This window comes from Neobacillus sp. MER 74 (assembly GCF_023714155.1).
The window spans coordinates 1-24,208 of the sequence record NZ_JAMAUV010000024.1 but is presented as its reverse complement, the minus strand read 5'-3'; the positions used below and the strand labels follow the sequence as shown (position 1 = coordinate 24,208).

The window sequence follows — 24,208 nt, the reverse complement described above, 5'->3', positions numbered from 1 at the left end:
GATTTTCATTCTTATATTAGTAAATTATAAATAGAAAAACGCTTTGGACGGAGCTCCAAAGCTGGTTAATGAATAAGGAAATCGTATTGGTGGTAATCTGGTGTTCGTTCTAAAGCTTCTTGACAGTCTTCACAAATGGCTGTGATGTGAATATCGCCAGATGAGTCATACGCAACCATTTCCAGTCTTTCTTGATCAGATAATTTATGAAGACCGAGTGCTTCGCTGTGTATGGATGCTTTTTCAATCGACCCAAGGTTCGTACCACAATGACGACAATGGTAATGGATGGCCACGCCTGTCCCTCCCTAATCTAGGATTCCTTCATAGTATGAACCTTTTGGGAGGAACTTATTCAATTAGAAACCGCTATCATCACGACCCATCGTATCTTTTTATTGCTTTTATTGTATGAAACAAATAGTTAATTCATGAATCATCACGACTGATTAAATTCATTCATGACCTGCAAGAAAGGCTTTTCAAGCCACGCTGAGCAAGCTTCTGCACTTTTTTTGACAGCCTCTTCCATTGGCCCCTTTTCTTCTGGGCGAAAACGGCCAAGGACATAGTCAGGGACGCTTATTCCTGCTTGAGGGCGATCAATCCCAATTCTAATTCGATTAAACACCTGTGTACCAAGATGAGCAACGGTTGACTTAATTCCGTTATGTCCGCCTGGGCTCCCTTTTTGCCTTAGTCTAATCTTTCCGACAGGCAAGTCAAGATCATCATAGATTACAAGGAGATCTTCTTCAGCAACTTCATAATAATCGATGACAGCTCTGATTGATTCCCCGGATAGATTCATATAGGTTAGCGGCTTTAACAAAATGACCTTTTCGCCATTATAAAAGCCCATTCCATACAATCCTTTAAATTTTGACTGGTTAAGTGGAATTGAAAAAGTACTTGATAGGGCATCAATGACTTCGAATCCAATATTATGTCTTGTATGTTCGTATTGTTTTCCAGGGTTACCTAAACCAACTATTAATTTCATTCTGGGTCCCACCAATCCGTTTTAGCCAACCTTTTAATAATTTTTTGAAACATCTTTATTCTCCCATGAGAGTGTAATGAGGTAAAAGACGTAACCTTGTAAAGATTACGCCTTGTTGCTACTCTTTAATTTAACAGTGAACAGTGAAGATTGTCTAGCTTAAGATACAGGTCTTTTTATTCTGGAGTGGTCTCTCGGCCTTCTTCATTATCAGGATGTCCGCCATCTTGCTGTTCTCCTGCATTAATTTCTTCTTCTTGTTGCGGAGGAAGAATGGAAGCGATCACTTCATCATTTTCATGGTTAATTTGGAAAGTAGATCCTTGATTGAGAATGTCTGCAACGGTTAGCGTTTCACCTACCTGCAGATTCGTCACATCGACCTCAATTTGCTGCGGGATATTATCCGGTGTCGACGTAATCGATAATTGATGGAGCGGTTGCTGTAAGACACCGCCATCTTTTACACCTGCTGCATCCCCAGCTAAAACAAGTCTTACATCTACATTAATCTTCGAGGATTTATCGACTGCTAAGAAATCCACATGAATGATTTCTCTTTTAATCATATTCTCTTGATAATCGGTTAAGATTACATCTTGCTTGCTCCCATCAACATCCAAGGAGATGACTCCATTTCTGCCCACTTGACGAATTGTTTTTGTTAAGTCCGCCGCACTGACATACACTGGCTTACTATCAACTTTTGACCCATAAATGATGGCTGGTATATTTCCACCCGTTCTAATTTGTTTTAGTGTTGAGTGGCGCAATTCCTTCCGTTCCTTTGCTTGTAAAACTGTACTCATGTTTAACACCCTCCTATTTTATCAAAAACCGTCTATATAAAAATGCCCCAAAACAGGGAGGTCTAAACATTTAAATTCAATCGTCTATCCAAAACAGGAGAATGCCGATAACAGAAATAGGATCCAGCCTTACTGGCCAGATCCTTAAACTTTTCATCAATCAAACAACGTACTTACAGATTGCTCTTCGTGAACCCGAATAATTGCTTCACCAAGAAGCGGGGCAACGGATAGGTTAATAATTTTATCAATCTTTTTCTCTTCTGGAAGTGAAATCGAATTAGTAATAACTAATTCTTTGATTTTCGAATTTTGAATCCGTTCAATTGCAGGTCCAGAGAGTACAGGATGGGTACAGCAGGCATATACTTCAGATGCCCCGTTTTCGATTAAGGCATTTGCAGCTAATGTGATTGTACCGGCTGTATCAATGATATCATCAATTAAAATGGCGATTTTACCTTCGATGTTACCAACAATATTCATTACTTCTGCTACATTTGGTCTTGGACGACGTTTATCAATAATCGCAATTGGAGCTTTTAAACGTTCAGCCAACTTTCGAGCTCTTGTCACACCGCCATGGTCCGGAGAAACAATGACAATCTCCCCTTCGAATTCTCTCGCTTTAAAATAATCTGATAAGATCGGTACACCCATTAAATGATCGGTAGGAATATCAAAGAATCCTTGAATTTGTGGTGCATGCAGATCAAGACAAATCACACGGGTTGCTCCCGCCGTTTCAAGCAGAGTAGCCACTAATTTAGCTGTAATTGGCTCACGGGCACGGGCCTTACGATCCTGACGTGCATAACCATAATAAGGCATAACAATATTAATGGTCTTAGCTGAAGCTCTCTTTAACGCATCAATCATGATCAATAATTCCATGATATTTTCATTCACTGGCTGGCTAGTAGACTGGATGACATAAACATCACCGCCACGGATACTTTCCTCGATATTAATTTGAATTTCTCCATCACTAAATCTTGTAACCGAACATTTACCTAATTCAACACCGATGAATTTCGCAATTTCTCTTGCAAGCGGTAGATTTGAATTTAAACTAAACACCTTAAGATTTGGGTCTAAATATTGATTCGACATGATAGCCTCCTAAAATCATTCACTTATTTCTTTAGATTCAGCTTTTGGACGTAATTTTCCTTATTTACTTGCTGTGCCCGGGCAATTGATAAGGCATCACCTGGTACATCTTTTGTAATTGTCGAACCGGCCGCCACATACGCACCCTTGCCAACGGTAACCGGGGCAACTAGATTTGAATTGCAGCCAATAAAGACTCCATCTTCAATCTTGGTTAAAAATTTATTTTTACCATCGTAATTAACCGTGATTGAGCCGCAGCCGATATTCACATCTGCACCTACCTCTGCGTCACCAATATAACTTAGATGGGAGGCTTTGCTTCCTTTTCCAAAGACGGCTTTTTTAATTTCAACGAAGTTGCCTATTTTCACTTCATCCTTAATAGTTGAGTCTGGGCGAATATGAGCAAATGGCCCAATATTAACGTGAGCACCGATAGAACTATTATGTGCAACGGATTGACGGACAACCGTTTCCGCACCAATTTCACACGAAGCAATTTCGGAGTTTGGCCCAATCTGACAATCTGAGGCAATCACGGTTTTGCCTTTGATCATTGTTCCTGGATAGATCACCGTGTCCTGTCCGATTTCGACATCCGTTTCTATATAGGTGTTAGCAGGGTCAATGATGGTTACCCCGTTTCTCATATGAGCCGCATTCGTGCGAGCGCGCATAATTCGCTCTGCTTCTGCAAGAGCGACACGATCATTCACACCTAGTGTTTCTTCAAAATCATCTGTTTGGAAAGCTGTGACCACTTCCCCTTGCTTCTTTAAAATTTCAATGACATCGGGTAAATAATATTCACCTTGTACATTTTCATTCGAAACATTCTTCAATGCTTCAAATAAGGCTGTATTATCAAAACAATATGTCCCTGTATTGATTTCATTTATTTTTCTCTCGTCTTCAGAGGCATCTTTGTGTTCAACGATTTTTTCTACCAATCCGTCTGCATTCCGAATGATTCGGCCATATCCAGTCGGATCTCCAATTTTTGCTGTAAGAATCGTCGCTTTAGCCCCTAATTCCTCATGGTGTTTAAATAAAGATTCCATTGTTTCGGCTCTGATTAAGGGGGTATCACCGCAAACAACAATTGTTACTCCAGCTTTGCCTTCAAGGATGCTCTGTGCTTGGCTTACAGCATGGGCGGTTCCTAACTGCTGATCCTGTAGAGCATATTGACTGCTGTCACCTAATTGGGCTTGAACCATTTCTGCCCCATGACCAATAATTGTGACAATTTCTTGTATATTAAGCTTCATTACTTGGTCAACCACGTGCTGTACCATTGGTTTCCCGCATACAGGGTGTAATACTTTATATAACTTAGATTTCATCCGCGTTCCTTGTCCCGCGGCTAAAATCACAGCATAACGATTAGACATGGACAGTCCTCCAATTAACCTTTTTATCCATTAAAAATATTAACGTAATTGTGCGCTCTTTTCAAGGTATGTGAGGGAAGTGTCTATTTTTGTAATAATGAGTTAATTTATAATGGAGAGTTAAGTAGGAGGCTGTTGAGAGGAACATTTATAGCTTTCATATGATGGTCTGTCCTTTGCACAGTAAAAAGAGCCTTCATAGAAGAAAGGCCCTAGTTGTAAAAAATCCTTAGGAAGCTCCGGCTTCTTCAAATTCTACTTCCAATTCACCTAAACGGTGGTACTCAGCCAAAACAGCTTCTTGGATCTTACCGCGTGTACCTGAATTGATTGGATGCGCAATGTCACGAAATTCTCCATCAGGAGTACGTTTGCTTGGCATAGCTACAAATAAACCGTTGTTACCATCGATAACACGAATGTCATGAACGACAAACTCATTGTCCAAAGTGATGGATGCAATCGCTCTCATTCTCCCATCAGTGCTAACCCGGCGTAATCTTACGTCAGTTACTTCCATGTGCTCACACCCTTTTCTAATAGATAAAAAGCTAAGTAAATAAATTCAACAATTTTTTCAAAAATCCTTCTTTATTTTCAAAATATTTTTGAAAAATTGAGGCAAATTCGTGAACACTATGGAATGGAAAATCTAATTTCCTATTTAACGAGTGCGACTACTTCGATTTCCACTAATACATCTTTTGGCAAACGAGCAACCTCGACACATGAACGAGCTGGTTTATGTGTGGAGAAGTATTCACCATAGACCTCATTTAATGCTGCGAAATCATCCATATTTTTAATAAATACGGTGGTCTTTACCACTGTTTCAAATGATGCACCTGCAGCAGTTAATACCGCCTGCAAATTTTGGAATACTTGGTGCGCCTGTTCTTTAATATCGCCTGTTATTAAAGTTCCTTCCGCTGTTAATGGGATTTGTCCAGAACTGTAGAACAGATTATTAACAATAATTCCTTGTGAATATGGGCCGATTGCAGCCGGTGCTTGATTTGTTTGAACTACTTTCATATGTATTCCCTCCATCTATTTTTTAAAATAATTGCCAGCTTGAACATTAATCTTCTTTTCTTTCAAATCCACATTAGATAATTGCACGAGTGAAGTATATTCATCGACGAGCCGCTCTTGTATTCTTTCTGCCTCTACTAAAACAGCAATTCCCGCCAGATGACCATTGAATTCCTCAAGCAGACTGATCATTCCCATAACGGTTCCGCCGGCCTTCATGAAATCATCGACTACAAGGACGCGGGAACCTTCTTTCATACTTCGTTTTGAAAGGAGCATGGTTTGAATTCTTTTCGTTGAACCAGAAACATAATTAATGCTTACGGTTGGTCCCTCTGTCACTTTACTATCCCTTCTAACAATCACAACAGGAACATTTAACTGACTTGCTACTGCATATGCAAGTGGAATTCCTTTTGTGGCAACGGTCATGACCACATCAATTTTTGCTTCGGTATAGGCAGAGGCAATAATTCGTCCGGCCTTTTGGACCACCTGCGGATCGCCCAAAATATCCGTTAAATATAAATATCCTCCAGGTAGGAGCCTGTCAGGATTAGCAATTAAATCACATAATTCATTGATAAACGGTGCTGCTTCTTCATGGCTTACTTTTACAAAGAATTTAACCCCGCCAGATGCCCCTGGCACAGTTTGGATCGTCCCAATTCCTCTATTTTCGAACGTCTCTTTGATGATTGCTAAATCTTCACTTATCGAAGATTTCGCAGACGCATAACGTTCAGCAAAAAAAGTGAGCGGAACTAATTGTCGAGGATGATCCAGTAAGTAATTTGTCATATCAATCAAGCGTTCACTGCGGCGAAATTTCATAACAATCCCCCAAAAACACGAATATTCTAACTTAAGGATACCATTTTCGTACGTCTTCAATCAAGTGAGTGTCGTTCTCCTAACATGCGAACGGCAAAGACTTGATCACAGAATCCTCTTAATCCGTTATAAATTCTGTGCATTCTTGAATCGTGCTGAACTATTCCAAACACTGTCGGCCCGCTCCCGCTCATTAAGACTGCATCCGCACCAAAACGTTTCATTTGTTCTTTAATTAGCGCAACTTCGGGATGGAGGTTTAAGGTCACCTCTTCTAAAACATTCCCCACGTTGACGCATACCTCTTGGTAATCATGTGCATTGATTGCTTCAATCATACCAGCGATATTAGGATGGACTGTTTCAGCAATATTCAGCCTGCGATATACTTCAGCTGTTGACACCCCTATAAAAGGCTTTGCCAGGATGACCCAGCATGTTGGCGGGGCAGGGATTTGTGTAATAATTTCTCCTCGCCCTTTTGCCAAGGCTGTCCCTCCATAGACACAAAAAGAAACATCCGACCCAATTTCGCTGCCCAGTTCGGCCAATTCATCCATTGATAATCCAAGATTCCAAAGTTTATTTAACCCTCTTAAAGTAGCCGCAGCATCACTGCTTCCCCCTGCGAGTCCGGCTGCAACAGGAATGGTTTTTTCAATCGAAATCTTCACACCCTGTTTGACATGAAATCGATCTTTTAAAAGCTGAGCAGCTTGAAAAGCTAAATTCCGCTGGTCATCAGGAACATAGCGATTGTGAGAAAGAATATGTATTTTATCTTCATGTAATAACTCTAACTCTACTCGATCCGCCAAATCAATCGTGGTCATAATCATTTCCACCTCATGAAAGCCATCGGGGCGCTTGTGTAGAACATCTAATGCTAAATTTATTTTGGCCGGTGCTTTTACTAAAAGCTTCACTACGTCCACCTACTTCTATATTGTCCAGATCAGCGCTACGGGCGCTTCAAATTTCTTGTCCAGTTTCAGCGCTAAACGGGCGCTTCCACTTTTCTTTTTCCGAAAAATCCACATTTTGTCCTATTTTACCACAAAATGATAAAAGTAAGACGTGAGATATGCGAAAACCTCTCAAATTTCATAATTTATTATATGTTTTATATAAATAAGGTTTTATTTTGGAGAAAAAAGACCAAAGGAATATATTCCTCTGGTCTTGCTGCAGTAAGTGATTGATTATAATAATAAGCGGAAGTCCTTTATTAAAAGTTAACCTCTTGGACTCCGATTGGCTAATTGTCCTTGTGCAAGTTCAACCGCACGTTTGACCATATTCCCCGCATCTTTGGCTTTGATGCCGCCCCATCCTTCTTTTTGAACAACATCATAAAATCCAAGTTCCTTTGCTAGCTCTTCTTTAAAGTGACTGGACATGATTCCTCTTCTTCTGCCCATCTAAACAACCCCTTTCATACTACAGCATTCTTAGTATGGGAAAGATATTGGTATTTATGATGGATTGCATAGATCTGCTCTCTATTTCCAGCAGCTCATTACTTCCGCTTAATAAATAGCAAAAAGCAGTAAACATTTGTTCACTGCTGTAGATTGCTTATATACTAATTTAAGGCTAAATGTCCTGATGCATCTTCGTAGAAAGTGATTTGAACTGTTTCTGTTAACACATCCGCATAGCTGTAAGAAACACGTTCGAATGAGTTTTCATCCTGATCTAGTTCAATAACAAAAACAGATGGATAAGTTTCCGCTAAAACACCGGAACGTTCAATGGTTTTTCTACGTCCACCATTGGCTTTAAGCAGTAATCTTTTCCCTAAATTTGTGTCAAGAGCCTTTTTAATATCGGCTAAGGTTTTTGGCATTCGGTCCACCTCACTGTGTAAAGTATAACACACTGACATAGTTATGTCAAACAAAAACATAAATTATATCAGTCAAACAAAAAGATTGTCAATATGTTTTGTTCTACTTTTTCTTCTAAATTTCAACATTTTTATCTTGCCTTAAATCGCAGGGGATTATGTACCAGCCATTAAAATAAAAAAATAAGCCTTTTCGTTTTGGAAAGGCTTATTCATCTTCATCTTCTTCTTGGATTGGCCGATAAGGCATCCCTGTCCTTAACACTCCCTTTGTTTCGATCCCGCCAAGTCCCTTCTCCCCTGTTAAAGTATTCCGTAATACATCCCATACATTGATCCGTTCCATGAATGGTGTAAAGCTAATTTTAGCAACAATATACACTGGGTCCAGAGCATGAATGTTAATCCTTTCTGGTGAACTAGCAAAATTTGCCCCAGCGTGAATCAATGATTCAAAATGTGATTGACATGCACCAGCAAAGATGACGAGCTGGTCCAAGTGGGGGATTTTTTTCCGTGCTTCCTTAACCGTTTGAACAAAATGCTTTGAGTGCCGGTAAGCGTTAATATCTGTCATCTTCCCTTTTACTTTTGAATATGCATCATGCCCAGTGATAACGAGTATGTCAGGACGATACGTGTCAATCAGGTCACCAATTCGATCAGGCATTTCCCTTTCATTACAGTGTAAGCCCATAACAGGGATACCCACTTTTTCATATACCGTCATACATTTCTTTAAATAGGATGGATCACCGTCTAGATGGAGAACCTTCCCTGGCATTTGAAAATAATTACTTGGTTTTACATAGCCGCCAGTTGCCGCGTATTCCTGCCGGTGCTTAATTAATTCCACATCTTGAGTAAACAGCCGAAATGACTGCTCCTCCAATGTCCGGTATTCATTCTTCAGCTTGGCTCTTTGATTATGGTCAATTACAACCAAATCCTCGTATGGAGCATCTGCTACGAGTCGAAAATCCTCTCCATATAGGACTGCAAACTTCTGGTCGTTCATTTTTCGGACATCAATTATTCGAAAGAGAATATCACAGTTATACGAGCGCCTGCCGACAATATCATTTATTTTTATATCCACTGTCGTCACTCCAATAAGACCAGCAAATAGGCCTAAATAAGGTTTCTCTCATAGGCTATGCAACTACCTAACTTTTTGTGAAAAGGTCTATTTAAATTCGTTTGTTAATTGGCACTCCGGTCATGTGCGGTTCGTGGGAGTGACGGGGTGCCTTCGTGCCTTCCGCTTGTACCGAAGACGAACGATGTTCGGACACGATTGACTTTGAAATCACCATTGCTGTCCGAAGGCGAACGATGTTCGGACACGACTGACTTGAAAATCACCATCGCTGTCCGAAGGTGACCGATGTTCGGACACGATTGCCTTGAAAATCACCTCTGCTGTCCGAAGACGAACGATGTTCGGACATGACTTGACTTGAAAATCACCATTGCTGTCCGAAGGCGAACGATGTTTGGACATGATTGCCTTGAAAATCACCATCGCTGTCCGAAGGCGAACAATGTTCGGACACGATTGCCTTGAAAATCACCATTGCTGTCCGAAGGCGGACGATGTTTGGACATGATTGCCTTGAAAATCACCATTGCTGTCCGAAGACGAACGATTGACTTTGAAACTTTGAAATCACGAAAGTAGTCCGAATTAGACACGAATCGAATACAGCAACAAACGAAAGAGCCTAAAAAAATAGACCCTTTGCGAGGGTCTATTGGAAAAACGGATATAATTCTTCGCTTAAGCGGCCAAATTCTTCTAAGGAAAGGGTCTCGCCTCTTCGAGTAGGATCAATCCCACTGGCACTCAGGGCTTGAAGGATTTCCTCCTTTTTTTGTTTCCCATCTGGCAGCTGACTTGTTAGATTATTAAGCAGGGTTTTTCGACGCTGAGCGAAACTTGCCCTTGTCACTTGGAAAAAGAACGCTTCATCAGTCACTTTTACTGCTGGCTGTTCCCTCTTTGTCAAACGAATAACAGCTGAATCAACATTTGGCTGCGGGACAAACACTGTTTTCGGGACAATCATGACGGTCTCAGCCTCTGTGTAATACTGAACAGCGATGGAAAGAGATCCATAATCTTTCGTCCCAGGCTTTGCTGAAATACGGTCTGCCACCTCTTTTTGTAACATACAAACGATCCCGCGGATTGGCAAATGCTCTTCAAGAAGTTTCATAATGATTGGCGTAGTTACATAATACGGTAAATTCGCAACAACCATGATATCGCTCGTTTCAGAAAATTCTTCAGCGATGACTTCGGCAACGTCTGCCTCTAGCACATCATTATGAATGACATTTACATTTGGATAGGGAGATAACGTGTCCTTTAGGATAGGTAATAACCGTTGATCGATTTCAAACGCAACGACTTTTTTACTCGTCCGGGCAAGCTGCTCAGTTAGCGCGCCAATACCTGGTCCGATTTCAATCGCACCAGAATCTTCTGTTAAATCCGCAAAACTAACTATCTTTTTTAAAATATTTGTATCGATTAAAAAGTTTTGACCGAGGCTCTTCTTAAATGAAAAACCATATTTATTTAGAATTTCTTTTGTCCTTACCGGGGTAGCAATATCTTTATTATTCATGTAGTTCCTCCTGACGTACAATCCTTAGTGCTTCTGAAAATTCTTGTTTACTGATTTGGAACATCATTAAGCGCTTATGGAGCTGTTTCCCATTTGTATATCCTATTTTTAAAAATTCACCCAGGATGATTCTTCTCTCTTTCGCTCCTTCGCCGCCAACAAGTCCAGCGGTAAGTAAGTCCTCTTGAGTGATTTCTTCTGTATACGTCTCACTCATAACCTGGGCGTCCTTTAGTGCCTCTTGGATTGCCTCTGGACTGGCATGTTCCACACCAAGGCTTTCACCTGCTTTTCCCATCGCCGCTTCCTTTGTTAAAAAAGCATGTTTACAACCAGGGACAGCTTCAGCAATTGTCTTTCTAATTTTCTCACCTGGAAAGTCAGGGTCGGTAAAGATGATTACGCCTCTTGTCTCTTGCGCACGCCGTACCTTTTCTATGGTAATCGCATTTACAGCCGACCCATTTGTTTCAATCGTATCCGCATTTACTGCCCGTTTAATCGCTGTTGTATCATCCTTGCCTTCAACAACAATAATCTCTTTAATCTTCATTTTGTTAATGCAGGCCTCCGTAACTCCGTAATAAAAAAATAAAAAATTGAAAAAAACTTGAAACATTTTTGTAATGTCAATCGTCTATATTATTGAACGATTTCATATAATAAGTGTAAGGAACAGATGAAATGATATGTATTCGTTGTTAGTATAAAGAAATTTTCGAAAAAAGCAAAATGCAGAGGATAGGACCCTCTGCATAAAGGAAATTAATCTAATACTTTAATCTTTACTTTTTTCCGCCCCCAGCGGTAAGCATCACTTTTTGATGGCATGAATAAATCAATGATATATCCCTTAATAGCACCGCCTGTGTCACCTGCCACGGCGTAACCATAACCATCAACATATACCTTTGATCCGAGTGGAATGACTCTCGGGTCAACCGCGATTACCTTCATGTTCGGATTCGCCCGGAGATTAAGTCCTGTTGCTGTTCTTCCTGAACACCCATTGCAATACGCAGTATAGGCAGTTGCAGTCACATAAAACTCTTTTCCCGACTCATTAGCAGCACCACGGGAAACTTGTAATGATAAATCCTTCGTTCCGACAGCCACAACTTGATCTTGTTTCTCTGCAATCTTTTGCTCACTTAATAATTTTCTCGATACTTCTTTGCCATTTTCAAGCCAGACTTCATATTGTTTAGAAATGCGGCCTTTTTTACCTTTGGTGATGGTTTTCTCCTTGCCTTTTTCTAAACTTTCATCTTTTTTGGTTATCACAGCAAATTGAACAGGTTCTTCCACTACATCGGTGACTTTTTCTACCCGAATGACGTTAACAACACCATTCTTAGCAATGGTTTCTGTTAATGACGGTTCAACTCGGTCTAATTTGTTTAGCTTAATGCCCTGTTGTGATAAAAAGTCAGCGACCGTAGCCGAAGTGGCCCAAACTTGTTGCTTTTTACCGCCGTCAACATATGTAAGATGAAACGCCTTCTTTATTCCAACTTCCATCTTATCTTTAATTGCTGTTTGCGGACTAGGTGAGATTTCATCATGCTTGCTCAAAACAATTTTCTGCTCTTTTAGGAGTCCAGCTAATGTATCAGCTGTCGTCCAGATCGTTTTCTTCTCGTTGTCCTTGACAATGTGAACCTGTTTAGCTTGCTTCCATACGACCATTAGGTGGTCCTTCACCTTTGAATTCGCTTTTGGCTGCAAATAATCTTGTGAGCGGATGGATACATCCATTTCATCCAATAATTCATTGACTGTATCCGCATGTGTCTTTACGACCTTTTGCTGATTGTTAAGAGTGATGGCAACAGTTTTCTTTGACCCTTCATAAAAAAGAATTCCAAGAGATGTTAACAAAACTACGAAACTAGCAAAAGCAATGGTCAATGTCTTCCGGCTCAAAGACTTGGGAAACAGGTTTTTCATGTTTTTGAATACGATGAAAAACGCCTCCTTCTCTTAGAGAGATTAATGAACCATGCTGTCGGCTGTCTATCCTTGCATACTCTGCGAGGGTATTTTTAATTATGCACAAAGTTAGAATATTTGCAAAGAGAAACTTCTCGACACGGTTATCCTATGTAGAAAAGGAGACATGTAGAACTTTTAGTTTTCATTAAATTTTAAGACAAGCTTCCACTGCTTTCGACAAATTCCCCTATCATTTTATGGCGAATAATTTTTTAGCATTTCGTGTCGTTGCTTCCGCTACTTCTTCAAATGTCAACCCTTTTATTTCGGCAATTTGTTCAGCAACTAATTTTACATAACTTGGCTCATTTCTTTTCCCACGGTATGGATGAGGAGCTAAATACGGACAATCTGTTTCGATTAACAGCATCTCTAAAGGCACTTCAGCTGCTACTTCCTTCGGCTTTTTGGCATTTTTAAAGGTCACCGGTCCACCTAGCGAAATATAGAAGTTCATTTCCACACATTGTTTCGCCACTTCAGGACTGCCGCTAAAGCAGTGCATAATCCCGCCTACCTCTTCTGCTCCTTCCTCCTTTAAAATTCCCACGATATCGGCGGTTGCCTCCCGATTATGAATGACGATGGGCAGCTTCACCTTTTTAGCCAGCCTAATTTGTTTCCGAAAGACTTCCTTTTGGATATCCTTTGGTGATTTGTCCCAATGATAATCCAAGCCCATCTCACCAATGGCTACAACCTTTGGATGGGCGGTTAATTCCTCTATCCACACTAAGTCTCCTTCCGTCATGTCAATCGCATCAACTGGATGCCAGCCAATACAGGCATAAATAAACTCATAGGATTCAGCTAATTCCATAGCCCGTTTTATGGTTGGACGATCAAATCCGACAACCACCATATGTGTGACTCCCTCTCGTTTCGCCCTTCCAATCACTTCTTCTAGGTCTTCGTTGTACTGTGTATCATTTAAGTGTGCATGTGTGTCGAATAGCATAGTAAGTAAGAACCTCGTTTCCTTATTTTTCTCTAAATTGTGCACTTACGGCCATCTAATGTCAAAAAATCGAATAAAAAAAGGGAATGTCCCGATAAAATGTTTCACGTGGAACATCTAAAAGCGGAAGCGCCTTGATCAGGGGCTTATGACCCCGAGCCACTAGGCGCTTGCAGCTGGATATAACCAAAAGTAAAAGCGCCCTTATCAGGCGCCTTAACCTTAATTATTATTTTACTTTAGCACCATTTGCTAATGTCTGATCAACTGTTGCGAGGGAAAGTTGGCCATTTTTTGAGCCGGCTAAGATCATCCCCTGTGACAATTCGCCGCGCAGTTTGACTGGTTTTAGATTCGTAATACAAATCACCTTGCGGCCGACTAATTCTTCAGGCTTATAATATTGAGCAATTCCCGAAACAACCTGACGCTTTTCATAGCCTAAATCAAGTTGAAGTTTAAGGAGTTTATCTGCTTTTTTTATTGGCTCTGCTTGAATGACCTCCGCCACACGCAAATCTATTTTCATGAAATCATCAATCGCAATTTCAGCGATTTCTTCTGGTTGTTCTTCCGGCTTTTCTTCTTTCTTTTCTTCCTCTGCTGGCGCTGAGCCTTGCATTTTCGTCTTAATAAAGTCTACTTCTTCAGCAATTTCAAGCCTTGGGAAGATTGGCGCAGCCTTCTCGACCTTTGTTCCATTTGGTATCAAGCCAAAATCAGCAAGACTTTCCCATGCTTTTAGCGATTCCTCTTGAATACCCAACTGTGTAAAGATTGCATTCGGCGTACGGGTTAGAAAAGGCTGTAATAAAATTGCTATCCGTCGTAATGATTCAGCCAAATGGACCATTACACTAGCAAGCTCCTCACGATTCGCCTCATCTTTCGCTAATGTCCATGGCTTTGTTTCATCAATATATTTATTGGTTCGGCTGACTAACTGCCAAATCGCTGTTAACGCTACAGAGAATTCCATCTTCTCCATCGCTTCCTCATATTTTTGAATGGTTTCTTGATTCACTTGCAGCAGTGACGCATCAAATTCCCTAACAGAGCCAGTGTAATCAGGAATCACCCCGTTAAAATACTTCTCGATCATTGCAACGGTACGATTAAGCAGATTTCCTAAATCATTGGCTAAATCAAAGTTGATTCTTTCAACAAATCCTTCTGGTGTAAAGACGCCATCCGCTCCAAATGGAACTTCTCTTAATAAGTAATAACGAAGAGCATCGAGACCATAACGGTCAATGAGAGTAACAGGGTCAACCACATTCCCCTTTGATTTGGACATTTTTCCATCTTTCATTAACAACCAGCCGTGGGCAAAAACCTTCTTCGGAAGTGGAAGGTCTAAAGCCATGAGCATAATTGGCCAATAGATGGTATGGAAACGGACAATTTCCTTCCCAACAAGATGTACATCAGCTGGCCAATAGTTTTTGTATTTGGCATCATTTTCTGTCCCAAACCCCAGCGCTGTAATATAATTGGATAAAGCGTCAATCCAAACATAAATAACATGCTTTGGATTTCCCGGCACCTTAATTCCCCAATCAAACGTAGTCCTCGATACCGCTAAGTCTTCTAAACCTGGCTTGATAAAGTTATTAATCATCTCATTCTTACGAGATTCAGGCTGGATGAAATCAGGATTTTCCTCATAATATTGCAGGAGACGATCTACATATTTACTCATTCTAAAAAAGTAGGATTCTTCTTTCACTTTTTCAACTGGTCTTCCACAATCTGGACAATTCCCATCCACTAATTGCCTGTCAGTAAAAAAGGATTCACACGGTGTACAATACCAGCCTTCATACTGATCGAGATAAATATCGCCTTGTTCAAGGAGTCTTGCGAAGATTTTTTCGACAACTTGTTTATGCCTTTCCTGGGTTGTTCGTATAAAATCATCATAGGAAATATCAAGTTTATTCCATAACTCTTGAATACCATCAACAATATCATCAACATACTGCTGCGGAGTAATCCCCGACTCTTCTGCCTTCCGTTGAATTTTTTGTCCATGCTCATCCGTCCCAGTTAAGTACATAACATCATAGCCGCGCATCCGCTTATAACGTGCCATTGCATCACCTGCAACGGTAGTATAAGCATGCCCAATATGTAAATTTCCGCTAGGATAGTAAATTGGTGTTGTCAGGTAAAAAGTCTTTAATTTATTCTCCATTTGTATACCTCCAATAGTTGGCTAGCGCACAACCCTATTAAACCATTATTGCCTGTTTTTTCCCGTCTCTATCATCAAAATATACCTAAAAATCAACTTTTGTGCAAGGAGACACGCTGTCGTTCACTTCCGGTTTTATAAAAATATTACCGCTTACACCCATAATCGCTTTACTACCTTCGAAGTATTTGTAGTTCAATAGTATCAAAATATGCAGGAATTTGTCGAATAACATCAGGATGAACAAACGATTCCTCAAAGGCTAATTATACTATTTATTGGTATAATTTAGATAATTGCCAGATAAAACGTCGCCACATCAACACTTTTCTAGCCTAAAAAATACCAGTATTATTTTTCAAGATTTAGTAATTGACGGATATGGGAATATCTTGTATTATAAGGTTATGAAAATTTTGTCGAATATTGACGAATAAATAGATAGAGAAAAATATGTTCATAATATGAGAGGAGCTACAAAAATGAAATCTACAGGTATCGTTCGTAAAGTTGATGAGTTAGGCCGTGTGGTAATTCCAATCGAATTAAGACGTACTCTTGGTATCGCAGAAAAAGATGCTCTTGAAATTTATGTGGATGACGAGCGTATCATCTTAAAGAAATACAAGCCAAATATGACTTGCCAAGTAACAGGAGAAGTATCAGATGATAATCTATCTCTTGCTGGCGGTAAATTGATTCTAAGCCGCGAAGGTGCAGAACAATTAATTAAAGAAATCCAAAACAACTTTGAATTAGTAAAATAAGAACAGGCTCCAGCATATTTGCTGGAGCTTTTATACTATTCATATGATGATTTAATTATTCGACATGATAGGCCTGATACACATCTCTCTTATTCATTTCACGGTCTTTTGCCGTTAACTTAATGGCTTCCTTCGAAGGTATATTTTTTTCAGAAATATAATGATTTACATGTTCTTCAAGCGTTAAGTTTTGCCACCAGCTTGGTGCTTCCTCCTGCAGCTGGTCTGTCCCTTCAACAATCAAACAAAACTCCCCGCGGATTTCATCCTGTTGAGTCCAAGCGATTACTTCATTGATTGTTCCTCGAATAAATTCCTCATACTTTTTCGTTAATTCCCTGCATATGGCCATATTCCGGTTTCCCAGTACATCTGCCATAATGGATAAGGTTTCTTTTAACCGATGCGGAGATTCATAGAAGATTAACGTTGCCGACTGCCACTTTAAAGCTTCTAATTCCAAACGCTTCTCCTTCTTATTTCGATTTAAAAATCCAAAAAAGTAAAAGGGCTGACACGACAAACCTGAAGCAATTAATGAGGTTAATGCAGCGTTTGCACCTGGCAAAGGAACGACTGTTACCTTTTCCCGTGTAGCAGCTAGTACCAACTCATAACCAGGGTCAGAAATTGCAGGCATACCCGCATCACTTACAAGGGCTATTTTTAACCCTTCCTTTACCTTTTGAATCAATTTATCACCGCTTGTTTCTTTATTATGCTCATGATAACTGACCACAGGTGTTCCAATTTCAAAGTAATTACACAGTTTCTTTGTATTTCTTGTATCTTCAGCTGCAATTAGATCTGCCTCTTTTAATAATCGAATTGCTCGGAAACTCATATCTTCTAAATTTCCTATCGGGGTAGGAATTAAATATAAGATCCCCTTTGTTGCTTCATTTTCAAAGCTCTTTTGCTGCCACATCATAATCACCCTTTTCGCGACTTAAAAACTCATCTTTTTTCTTTCTTGTTAGCCGCTTAAAATTATATTCTGCCCGGAGCGCATCCCCTTTATTTTCAAAACATTGATAGTATGTAAGTTCGACTGGGCCTCGGCCCCGTGTATACTTTGCGCCTTTTCCTTCATTATGCATCTTGATCCGCTTTTCCAGATTATTCGTATATCCACCATACAAACTACCGTCCTTACAGGTAAGCACATAAAAAAAATGTTCATTTTTCTCCATATAGAATCTCTTTTATTTCTGAAGTATATTCATTAGTTTCATTATAGACAAATAACGGTGGAAGAATTTTCAAATCTGGACTACCATCCTTGATTGCCTCAATCAAAAGAGTATTTGCCTCTTTTCCTTTCTTCGGATAGACAAATTGAATCCGTTTTGGTTCAAGCCGGTATTCTCTCATCAGTGTAATGATGTCCAACAGTCGTCCAGGCCGGTGGACAAAGGCGACCTTTCCGCCTTGTTTCACTAATTGACTCGAGGCTTTAACCGCGTCTTCTAATTTGCAAAGAATTTCATGGCGAGCAATGGCTAGATGTTCATTCGGGTTCATTTCTTCCTTAGAAGGTGTAGTAAAATAGGGTGGATTACATGTAACAACATCAAATTTGCCATACCCCAGTTGCTTAGGAATCTCCTTAATATCACCATGAATCATTTTCAGTTGATTCTCTAGCTGATTATATTCAATACTTCGAACGGCCATATCGTACAATCGTTCCTGTATTTCGACACCGGTTATTTGCCCTTTCGTACGTGCACTTAAAAATAAAGGGATCACACCATTTCCACTGCATAGATCAATTAAGTTACCTTTCTGAATCGGAACATAGACAAATCGTGCAAGTAAAACAGCATCAAGGGAAAAGGCAAAAACGGATGGACTTTGAATAATCCGTAAGTTTTCTGCTAACAAATAATCTAACCGTTCATCTTCCTTTAAGTTAACCAAGGTTTCCATCCTCCAACAAAGTGTATGAAAATAGAGGCTGATTATTTTCAGCCTCTTAAAGTTATTTCTTATTTAAAAAGGAAAGGCAGAATAAGCAATCGCCTTCTTTGCGTAAACTTCCAAAATGAAGGTTACAAATATGAAAACCTTCATGATATAGACGGGCAAGGTTATCATATCCTTCCCCTACATCAAATGGCTTTACACCAGAAGCCTCAGGCACAGAGGACCCTTTTTTATTCTCTGCTTCTTTCTTTTCCTCTTCGGTTGTTACATCTAAACGGCGTCTCAAATGTTCATTTTCTAGCTTTAAATAATGATTCTCTTCTAGTATCTCGGCTAAATGCTGCTTTAATTCTCCTAGCTTTTGGTAAAGATGGCCAATTTGTGTTTCCATATTACTTACTGATTCAAATATTTCTTTTTTATCCACGTCTTCCACCTCATTAATCTGTGGATTGTATAGAAAAGGCACCTTCTTTATTGATTTCCTCCAAGGTATACTCCAGAACACGTTCCTGTTCCTTTAGTTCCACCTGTAGTACCCGCTCTAATATATTTAATCCTACTACTTTTCCTTTACCTTGCGGTGTTTCAATGATTTCTCCTAAATCCGGCAGCAATGCTTTTGCAGATTCATATTCATCATTTTCATATTTTAAACAGCACATTAATCTGCCGCATAATCCGGATATTTTTGTAGGATTTAATGACAGGTTTTGGTCCTTTGCCATTTTGATCGAAACAGGATCGAAATCCCCTAAGAAGGTGGAACAGCATAACATTCTGCCACATGGACCAATACCGCCAAGCATTTTCGCTTCATCCCGAACACCAATCTGGCGTAATTCAATTCTCGTCCGGAAGATAGCTGCTAAATCCTTTACAAGCTCACGGAAATCAACTCTTCCATCAGCCGTAAAATAGAAAATCACTTTGTTTCGATCAAATGTATATTCAACATCAACTAGTTTCATATCCAGCTGATGCTCATTCACTTTTTCATTACAAACCTCATAAGCTTCTTTGGCGGCTTGCTTATTCTCTTCAACGATCATCTTATCCTTCGGGTCGGCAATTCTAACCACTTTTTTGAGTGGAAGGACAACATCATGCTCCTCAACCTGTTTGCGAGCAATTACTGCTTTGCCATATTCCACTCCACGAACTGTCTCGACAATGACAAAGTCGTCTTTTTCAATGGAGAGTTCTCCTGGATCAAAATAATAGATTTTCCCCGCTTTTTTAAAGCGTACTCCTACAACATCATACAAATGAAGATCCCTCCTGCAATTTTAACACAAGCTGTTCCATCATCAGCTGAGGATTCATATTCCTCTCCAGCTTCCTCTTTGCATCAAGGATAGCTGACATTTGATCCGATATGCGCCGTCCAGATGTATGCAGGGCAAATTGTCGCAGCCGTTCACTTTCCTCTCGAAAAACAATTTGCTCCTGCCTATCTAATTGTATATATAGTAAATCCTTAAAAATAAGAAGTAAAAGATCTAAACCACGATGTATCTGTTCTTTCTCTTTAAAGTGTGAGAACCAGTCAGCCTGAAGCGTTACCATTGCCTCTAGCGGATTTTTTTTCAACACCTCATATAATTTTACCACTATTTTTTGGGCTTGTGCAAACCATTCATCGACATTTAAATTTTGGGCTTCTTCTAAACTGTTGGTCAATTGTGCTAGCAATGGAGCCTTTTGGGGTTCTACGCCGTTTTCCACCAATTGTTTAATCATCACTTGTGGTGATAAGGGATGAAATGTAAGTATTTGGCATCTCGAAAGGATGGTTGGTAATATTTTTTGCGGCTGTTCTGTTAAGAGAAAGGCAACCGTCCCGGGATTAGGTTCCTCTAAGAATTTTAGTAAACTATTGGACGCACTAACACTCATTTTATCGGCATGGACAAGTAAATAAACCTTTTTCAGAGATTCTAATCCCTTTTTAGAAAACTCTACCTGTAGGTTTCTAATTTGGTCAACCTTAATGGATAACCCCTCTGGTTCGACAATATGTACGTCGGGATGGTTCCCATGGTTGATGCGCCGGCAATTGCTGCATTCCTCGCATGGCCGGTACTGATCTACGATTGCTTCACAAAATAGCGATTTTGTCAGTAACAACGCGATTTCTCGCTTCCCGGTCCCTCTGATGCCCTCAAGAAGGTATGCATGGGCCACTCGATTTTTCACTAAACTGTTTTTTAGCATTTTTAATACAGTTGGCTGAAGCTCTTCTAGTTGCTCCCATGATTTTCCCAAGTTCATCACCCACTAACCTTATTATAATAACGGATCTATTGTTTAATATTAAAGCGCTGTTATTTGTCTGTTGACTTCCGCGCCAGGCACAAGCGGTTAGCGGGCGGTCCGGGAAGCCTCCTCGTCGCTTCGCTCCTGCGGGGTCTTCCCTGGTCCGTTCTCCCGCAGGAGTCTTCGTGCCTTCCACTCCAATCAACAGAGTGTCATTATCAGCAATGTGCTATAAATATTTAAAAATGCATGTATTGTTCGATTGGCAGGACGAATACGGTGGCTCCGCCTACTTCCACTTCTACTGGATAAGGAACATAGGAGTCAGCGTTCCCGCCCATGGGCGATACTGGGGCAACTAACTGCTCTCTTGCCCTGCAGTTATCCTTAATAATCTGGAGGGCCCGGTCCACGCGGATATCCTCTGTACCAATCATAAAGGTCGTATTACCTGACTTAAGAAATCCACCTGTACTAGCTAATTTGGTTGCTCTAAAATTATTATCTACTAGTGCCTTTGATAATCGATTACTATCCTGGTCCTGTACGACAGCTATGATCATTTTCATCCGAACCACCCTCTCCTTTTTTATTACTAGTTTCGTTTCTTATATTATAACAGGTAACAGAGCTCCTTACATTCGTAATGACAGATTCTTTAGGATAAAAAAAAGCCCTACAGTGAAGGCTTCCTTGTTGTTAGTGTTTCTTCAATGACCTTTATCGTTTGCTGAAAAACTTCTTCCACCGTACCCGAAGCATCAATGCATCGTATTCTCTCTGGAAAACGGTCAATTAATAGATGATATCCTTCACTTACCTTTTTATGGAACTCCAAGTTTTCCAAATCTAAACGATTGATTTCCCGGCCTTTATTTTTATTGATCCGCTGCAGACCCAACTCTGGCTCGATATCAAAGTAGATAGTTAACTCTGGCATCAAATTTTTAATGGCAAATTGATTGATCGCAAACACCTCATCAATCCCTAATCCGCGTGCATGACCTTGATATGCTAAAGAACTGTCAACGAACCGGTCGCACAAAACGATTCTCCCTTCATCTAGTGCCGGTTTTACCTTTTCTATTAAATGCTGTCTTCTAGCAGCAGCATAGAGTAACGCTTCCGTCCGAGGGTCCATGGCCGTATTCTCTTTTGCTAATATGACTGTTCGAATCTGTTCTGCGATATCAATACCACCTGGTTCACGGGTAAGAAGGACATCTCCAAGCTGATTTGCTACCATATCAATAATCGTAGACTTACCTGCACCATCCGGTCCCTCAAATGTAATAAATAATCCATTGTTCATTTATATAATCCTCCAAAACTGTATCTTGCTCTTTTAGGCTGTGCAATAAATCTTTATGTAACCTTCTTTTAACGAAGATTCTCCTTGAAACCTTGCCCCGGTTTGTATTAGGAGGCTAAGCTGCCTGAGCCTTTCTTTTGTGACTCTTTCTCCCTTTAATAGCAAAGGGATACCTGGCGGGTATGGAATAATGGTTTCGGCACATACCTCTCCTAGCGCTTTAGTTATTGGTAGTTCCTTTATCTCTAAATTCTCCATTTCTTTAAAGGGAATGGCTAAAGTGGAGATTTTCTGCCTGACTGTTTCAAATATCTCATGAGGAGTATGTACTGGCAAGCCAGCCAGTGCCTTTTTTATTTTCAAAAGTGTTTCTTCAAAAGGGAACCTTTGCCCCTCTTTAAGTAAAGGTAAAATAAGGAGCACATTATTCGGGTCAGCTAATTCTGTAAAAATCGCTGCCTCTTCCAGCCTTCGTTGAAGTTCAAATCCATTTAAATGGCACCGGGACTGAATCGTTATTTTTAGAGGGTCGCCGCTCTCGTTAGGATAGTCAAGCACCCTAATGGCCGGAATCTTCACCAACTCGTCCCTAAAACGTCTGATTTCCGTTAAAAGAAAGGTTACATCTTCATGCGTATAGGCACTTAAATAATTCCTCGCCAAATCCAGAGATGCCATAATTGGATAGGACGGGCTGCTTGATTGGAACATAGCGAGGTATTCCTCCAGCTTATTGCGATTAACTAAATCACTATTAATATGTAAGTAGGAGCCCATTGTCATTGCTGGGAGAATCTTATGCGCGGATTGAACCACAATATCTGCACCTAATTGAAGAGCGGAAGACGGGAAGGGATCGCCAAGGATGAAATGCGGCCCGTGAGCCTCATCCACTAGTACCAAGATATTGTGCCGATGCGCTTCATCTATTATTTCTTGTAATGCATATCCCAAACCATAGTAGTTGGGATAGGTCAGAATGAGTGCCTTCGCATCAGGATATAGACTGATAGATTCTTTGACTGTTCCTAAACTGATTCCAGAGGGAATTTTCCACTCTTGGTTATATTCAGGCTCTAGAAAAATAGGATTGGCCTTCGCCAAACTTAGACCATTCAGAACAGACTTATGACAATTCCTTTGGACGAGAACTTTTGCCCCTTCCTCACATGCTGCCATAATCATTGCTAGATTTCCGACAGTTGAACCATTCACAAGAAAATAACTTCTTCTCGTTTGATAGAGGTCCGCTAATAGTACTTCTGCCTCTAGAATCGCCCCTTCGGGTGAGTGCAAGTCATCTAATCCCGATAATTCAGTCGCATCTATTTCTAGGATTTTCTGAAAATAGCGGTGAGCTTTGGGTTGAAGCACTTCCCCATATTTATGTCCAGGAACATGAAAGGAAACTGGTCTTTTATTTATGTGTTGACTCAAAGCATCATATAATGGTGTTTTTGATTGATTATTCATTCATTTACTTCCTTCTTAGTGTCTAATTTATTCTAACAAAAAAACGATCCCCTTTCTCATTTGACTGAAAAAAAATAAGCCCATAATGGACTTTTATGAAAAAATTTCTGGCGTGGTTATTTTTTTCAGCTGTTTAAGAAAATATTTATATTTTGGATCCTTTGTATCTGTTTGTATTAAATCATTTTCACATTCTGTACAAATAAATGAAGTATATAGATGTATGCCTTTTGGTTTTAAATTCTCACATATAACACACATTTCCTGATGATATTTCTGTGCTAAAAATGAACTCAATCCCTCCACCTCCATACATCCATTCTGCCCGGAAAATTTTAATTGTATGCAATTTTTCGAATAATCTTTTCGCGCCATCTTAATTAATATAGTATGTAACAGTTCACGATTGGGTGTATGTCTATTCGTAATTTCTTTAAAAACACTTCGTACTTTTTACTATTGTTATTGTCCTTATTAAGAAAACACAAAAAAACAACCTTTTCAGGTTGTCTTTGATATGCCTGGCAACGTCCTACTCTCACAGGGACGCGTGTCCCAACTACCATCGGCGCTGAGAAGCTTAACTTCCGTGTTCGGTATGGGAACGGGTGTGACCTTCTCGCCATTGCTGCCAGACTATTTAAT

28 protein-coding genes and 1 rRNA gene are annotated in these 24,208 nt (G+C 40.0%); 1 reads left to right on the top strand and 28 read right to left on the bottom strand.

Annotated elements, in window-relative coordinates:
• Positions 1-65: 65 nt before the first annotated feature.
• From fin to metG, 17 genes are all read right to left on the bottom strand, one after another.
• The gene (fin, locus tag M3610_RS23490; protein ID WP_098576765.1) at positions 66-296 is read right to left on the bottom strand and encodes an anti-sigma-F factor Fin; all 231 of its coding nucleotides are present in this window, start codon (positions 294-296) and stop codon (positions 66-68) included.
• 143 nt (positions 297-439) lie between these two features.
• Positions 440-1,003 (bottom strand): aminoacyl-tRNA hydrolase, encoded by a 564-nt coding sequence (gene pth / locus M3610_RS23485; protein ID WP_098576764.1) that lies wholly within the window; start codon positions 1,001-1,003, stop codon positions 440-442.
• A 176-nt stretch (positions 1,004-1,179) separates the two neighbouring features.
• Positions 1,180-1,812: a 50S ribosomal protein L25/general stress protein Ctc gene (locus M3610_RS23480; RefSeq protein WP_251463045.1), complete on the bottom strand. Its 633-nt coding sequence runs from the start codon at positions 1,810-1,812 to the stop codon at positions 1,180-1,182.
• Positions 1,813-1,968: 156 nt separating this feature from the next.
• Entirely contained in the window at positions 1,969-2,925 is a 957-nt protein-coding gene (locus M3610_RS23475; RefSeq protein ID WP_251463043.1) for a ribose-phosphate diphosphokinase, read from the bottom strand.
• 23 nt (positions 2,926-2,948) lie between these two features.
• A complete protein-coding gene (gene glmU, locus M3610_RS23470; protein ID WP_251463041.1) occupies positions 2,949-4,322 on the bottom strand; it encodes a bifunctional UDP-N-acetylglucosamine diphosphorylase/glucosamine-1-phosphate N-acetyltransferase GlmU in 1,374 nt (457 codons plus the stop codon).
• Positions 4,323-4,551: 229 nt separating this feature from the next.
• Positions 4,552-4,842 carry a septation regulator SpoVG gene (spoVG, locus tag M3610_RS23465; RefSeq protein WP_026565468.1) on the bottom strand — a complete coding sequence of 97 codons (291 nt, stop codon included), beginning with the start codon at positions 4,840-4,842 and terminating at the stop codon, positions 4,552-4,554.
• A 140-nt stretch (positions 4,843-4,982) separates the two neighbouring features.
• A complete protein-coding gene (locus M3610_RS23460) occupies positions 4,983-5,357 on the bottom strand; it encodes a RidA family protein (RefSeq protein WP_251463040.1) in 375 nt (124 codons plus the stop codon).
• A 15-nt stretch (positions 5,358-5,372) separates the two neighbouring features.
• Positions 5,373-6,191 (bottom strand): pur operon repressor, encoded by an 819-nt coding sequence (gene purR / locus M3610_RS23455; protein WP_251463037.1) that lies wholly within the window; start codon positions 6,189-6,191, stop codon positions 5,373-5,375.
• A gap of 56 nt (positions 6,192-6,247) precedes the next feature.
• A complete protein-coding gene (gene ispE / locus M3610_RS23450) occupies positions 6,248-7,117 on the bottom strand; it encodes a 4-(cytidine 5'-diphospho)-2-C-methyl-D-erythritol kinase (protein ID WP_251463035.1) in 870 nt (289 codons plus the stop codon).
• Positions 7,118-7,426: 309 nt separating this feature from the next.
• Complete coding sequence (locus M3610_RS23445; protein ID WP_098576757.1) at positions 7,427-7,612, bottom strand: small, acid-soluble spore protein, alpha/beta type; 186 nt, start codon at positions 7,610-7,612, stop codon at positions 7,427-7,429.
• A 164-nt stretch (positions 7,613-7,776) separates the two neighbouring features.
• Positions 7,777-8,040, bottom strand: a complete 264-nt coding sequence (gene veg / locus M3610_RS23440; RefSeq protein WP_066249244.1) for a biofilm formation stimulator Veg — start codon at positions 8,038-8,040, stop codon at positions 7,777-7,779.
• A 208-nt stretch (positions 8,041-8,248) separates the two neighbouring features.
• Positions 8,249-9,139: a sporulation peptidase YabG gene (gene yabG, locus M3610_RS23435; RefSeq protein ID WP_251463033.1), complete on the bottom strand. Its 891-nt coding sequence runs from the start codon at positions 9,137-9,139 to the stop codon at positions 8,249-8,251.
• 652 nt (positions 9,140-9,791) lie between these two features.
• Positions 9,792-10,673: a 16S rRNA (adenine(1518)-N(6)/adenine(1519)-N(6))-dimethyltransferase RsmA gene (rsmA, locus tag M3610_RS23430; RefSeq protein ID WP_251463031.1), complete on the bottom strand. Its 882-nt coding sequence runs from the start codon at positions 10,671-10,673 to the stop codon at positions 9,792-9,794.
• On the bottom strand, positions 10,666-11,226 hold the full coding sequence (gene rnmV, locus M3610_RS23425; protein WP_251463029.1) for a ribonuclease M5: 561 nt from the start codon (positions 11,224-11,226) through the stop codon (positions 10,666-10,668). The genes rsmA and rnmV overlap by 8 nt, the downstream gene beginning before the upstream one ends.
• Before the next feature lie 212 nt (positions 11,227-11,438).
• Positions 11,439-12,623: a G5 and 3D domain-containing protein gene (locus M3610_RS23420; RefSeq protein WP_251463028.1), complete on the bottom strand. Its 1,185-nt coding sequence runs from the start codon at positions 12,621-12,623 to the stop codon at positions 11,439-11,441.
• Between the two features lie 235 nt (positions 12,624-12,858).
• A complete protein-coding gene (locus M3610_RS23415; protein WP_251463026.1) occupies positions 12,859-13,626 on the bottom strand; it encodes a TatD family hydrolase in 768 nt (255 codons plus the stop codon).
• Positions 13,627-13,855: 229 nt separating this feature from the next.
• Positions 13,856-15,823 (bottom strand): methionine--tRNA ligase, encoded by a 1,968-nt coding sequence (metG, locus tag M3610_RS23410; protein WP_251463024.1) that lies wholly within the window; start codon positions 15,821-15,823, stop codon positions 13,856-13,858.
• A gap of 482 nt (positions 15,824-16,305) precedes the next feature.
• Between metG and M3610_RS23405 the strand changes: the two genes are divergently transcribed.
• Complete coding sequence (locus tag M3610_RS23405) at positions 16,306-16,590, top strand: transition state genes transcriptional regulator AbrB (RefSeq protein ID WP_098576751.1); 285 nt, start codon at positions 16,306-16,308, stop codon at positions 16,588-16,590.
• Positions 16,591-16,645: 55 nt separating this feature from the next.
• Here the strand turns inward: M3610_RS23405 and rsmI are convergent, their stop codons facing one another.
• The 11 genes from rsmI to rrf form a co-directional block, all read right to left on the bottom strand.
• Entirely contained in the window at positions 16,646-17,518 is an 873-nt protein-coding gene (gene rsmI, locus M3610_RS23400; protein ID WP_251463071.1) for a 16S rRNA (cytidine(1402)-2'-O)-methyltransferase, read from the bottom strand.
• A complete protein-coding gene (locus tag M3610_RS23395) occupies positions 17,496-17,783 on the bottom strand; it encodes a GIY-YIG nuclease family protein (RefSeq protein WP_251463023.1) in 288 nt (95 codons plus the stop codon). Before M3610_RS23395 ends, rsmI begins: the two co-directional genes overlap by 23 nt.
• Positions 17,770-18,513: a tRNA1(Val) (adenine(37)-N6)-methyltransferase gene (locus tag M3610_RS23390; RefSeq protein ID WP_251463021.1), complete on the bottom strand. Its 744-nt coding sequence runs from the start codon at positions 18,511-18,513 to the stop codon at positions 17,770-17,772. The genes M3610_RS23395 and M3610_RS23390 overlap by 14 nt, the downstream gene beginning before the upstream one ends.
• Before the next feature lie 61 nt (positions 18,514-18,574).
• On the bottom strand, positions 18,575-18,946 hold the full coding sequence (gene yabA, locus M3610_RS23385) for a DNA replication initiation control protein YabA (protein WP_098576791.1): 372 nt from the start codon (positions 18,944-18,946) through the stop codon (positions 18,575-18,577).
• 13 nt (positions 18,947-18,959) lie between these two features.
• Positions 18,960-19,787: a PSP1 domain-containing protein gene (locus tag M3610_RS23380; protein ID WP_098576747.1), complete on the bottom strand. Its 828-nt coding sequence runs from the start codon at positions 19,785-19,787 to the stop codon at positions 18,960-18,962.
• Entirely contained in the window at positions 19,780-20,787 is a 1,008-nt protein-coding gene (holB, locus tag M3610_RS23375; RefSeq protein WP_251463019.1) for a DNA polymerase III subunit delta', read from the bottom strand. Before holB ends, M3610_RS23380 begins: the two co-directional genes overlap by 8 nt.
• Positions 20,788-21,017: 230 nt before the next feature.
• Entirely contained in the window at positions 21,018-21,347 is a 330-nt protein-coding gene (locus M3610_RS23370) for a cyclic-di-AMP receptor (protein ID WP_026565487.1), read from the bottom strand.
• A 107-nt stretch (positions 21,348-21,454) separates the two neighbouring features.
• The gene (gene tmk / locus M3610_RS23365; protein WP_098576746.1) at positions 21,455-22,090 is read right to left on the bottom strand and encodes a dTMP kinase; all 636 of its coding nucleotides are present in this window, start codon (positions 22,088-22,090) and stop codon (positions 21,455-21,457) included.
• A 33-nt stretch (positions 22,091-22,123) separates the two neighbouring features.
• Positions 22,124-23,563 carry an aminotransferase class I/II-fold pyridoxal phosphate-dependent enzyme gene (locus M3610_RS23360; protein ID WP_251463017.1) on the bottom strand — a complete coding sequence of 480 codons (1,440 nt, stop codon included), beginning with the start codon at positions 23,561-23,563 and terminating at the stop codon, positions 22,124-22,126.
• A gap of 93 nt (positions 23,564-23,656) precedes the next feature.
• Positions 23,657-23,875, bottom strand: coding sequence for a sigma factor G inhibitor Gin (locus M3610_RS23355; protein ID WP_098576744.1), 219 nt, complete (start codon positions 23,873-23,875; stop codon positions 23,657-23,659).
• Between the two features lie 207 nt (positions 23,876-24,082).
• Positions 24,083-24,199: ribosomal RNA gene (rrf, locus tag M3610_RS23350) — 5S ribosomal RNA — on the bottom strand.
• Positions 24,200-24,208: the final 9 nt, after the last annotated feature.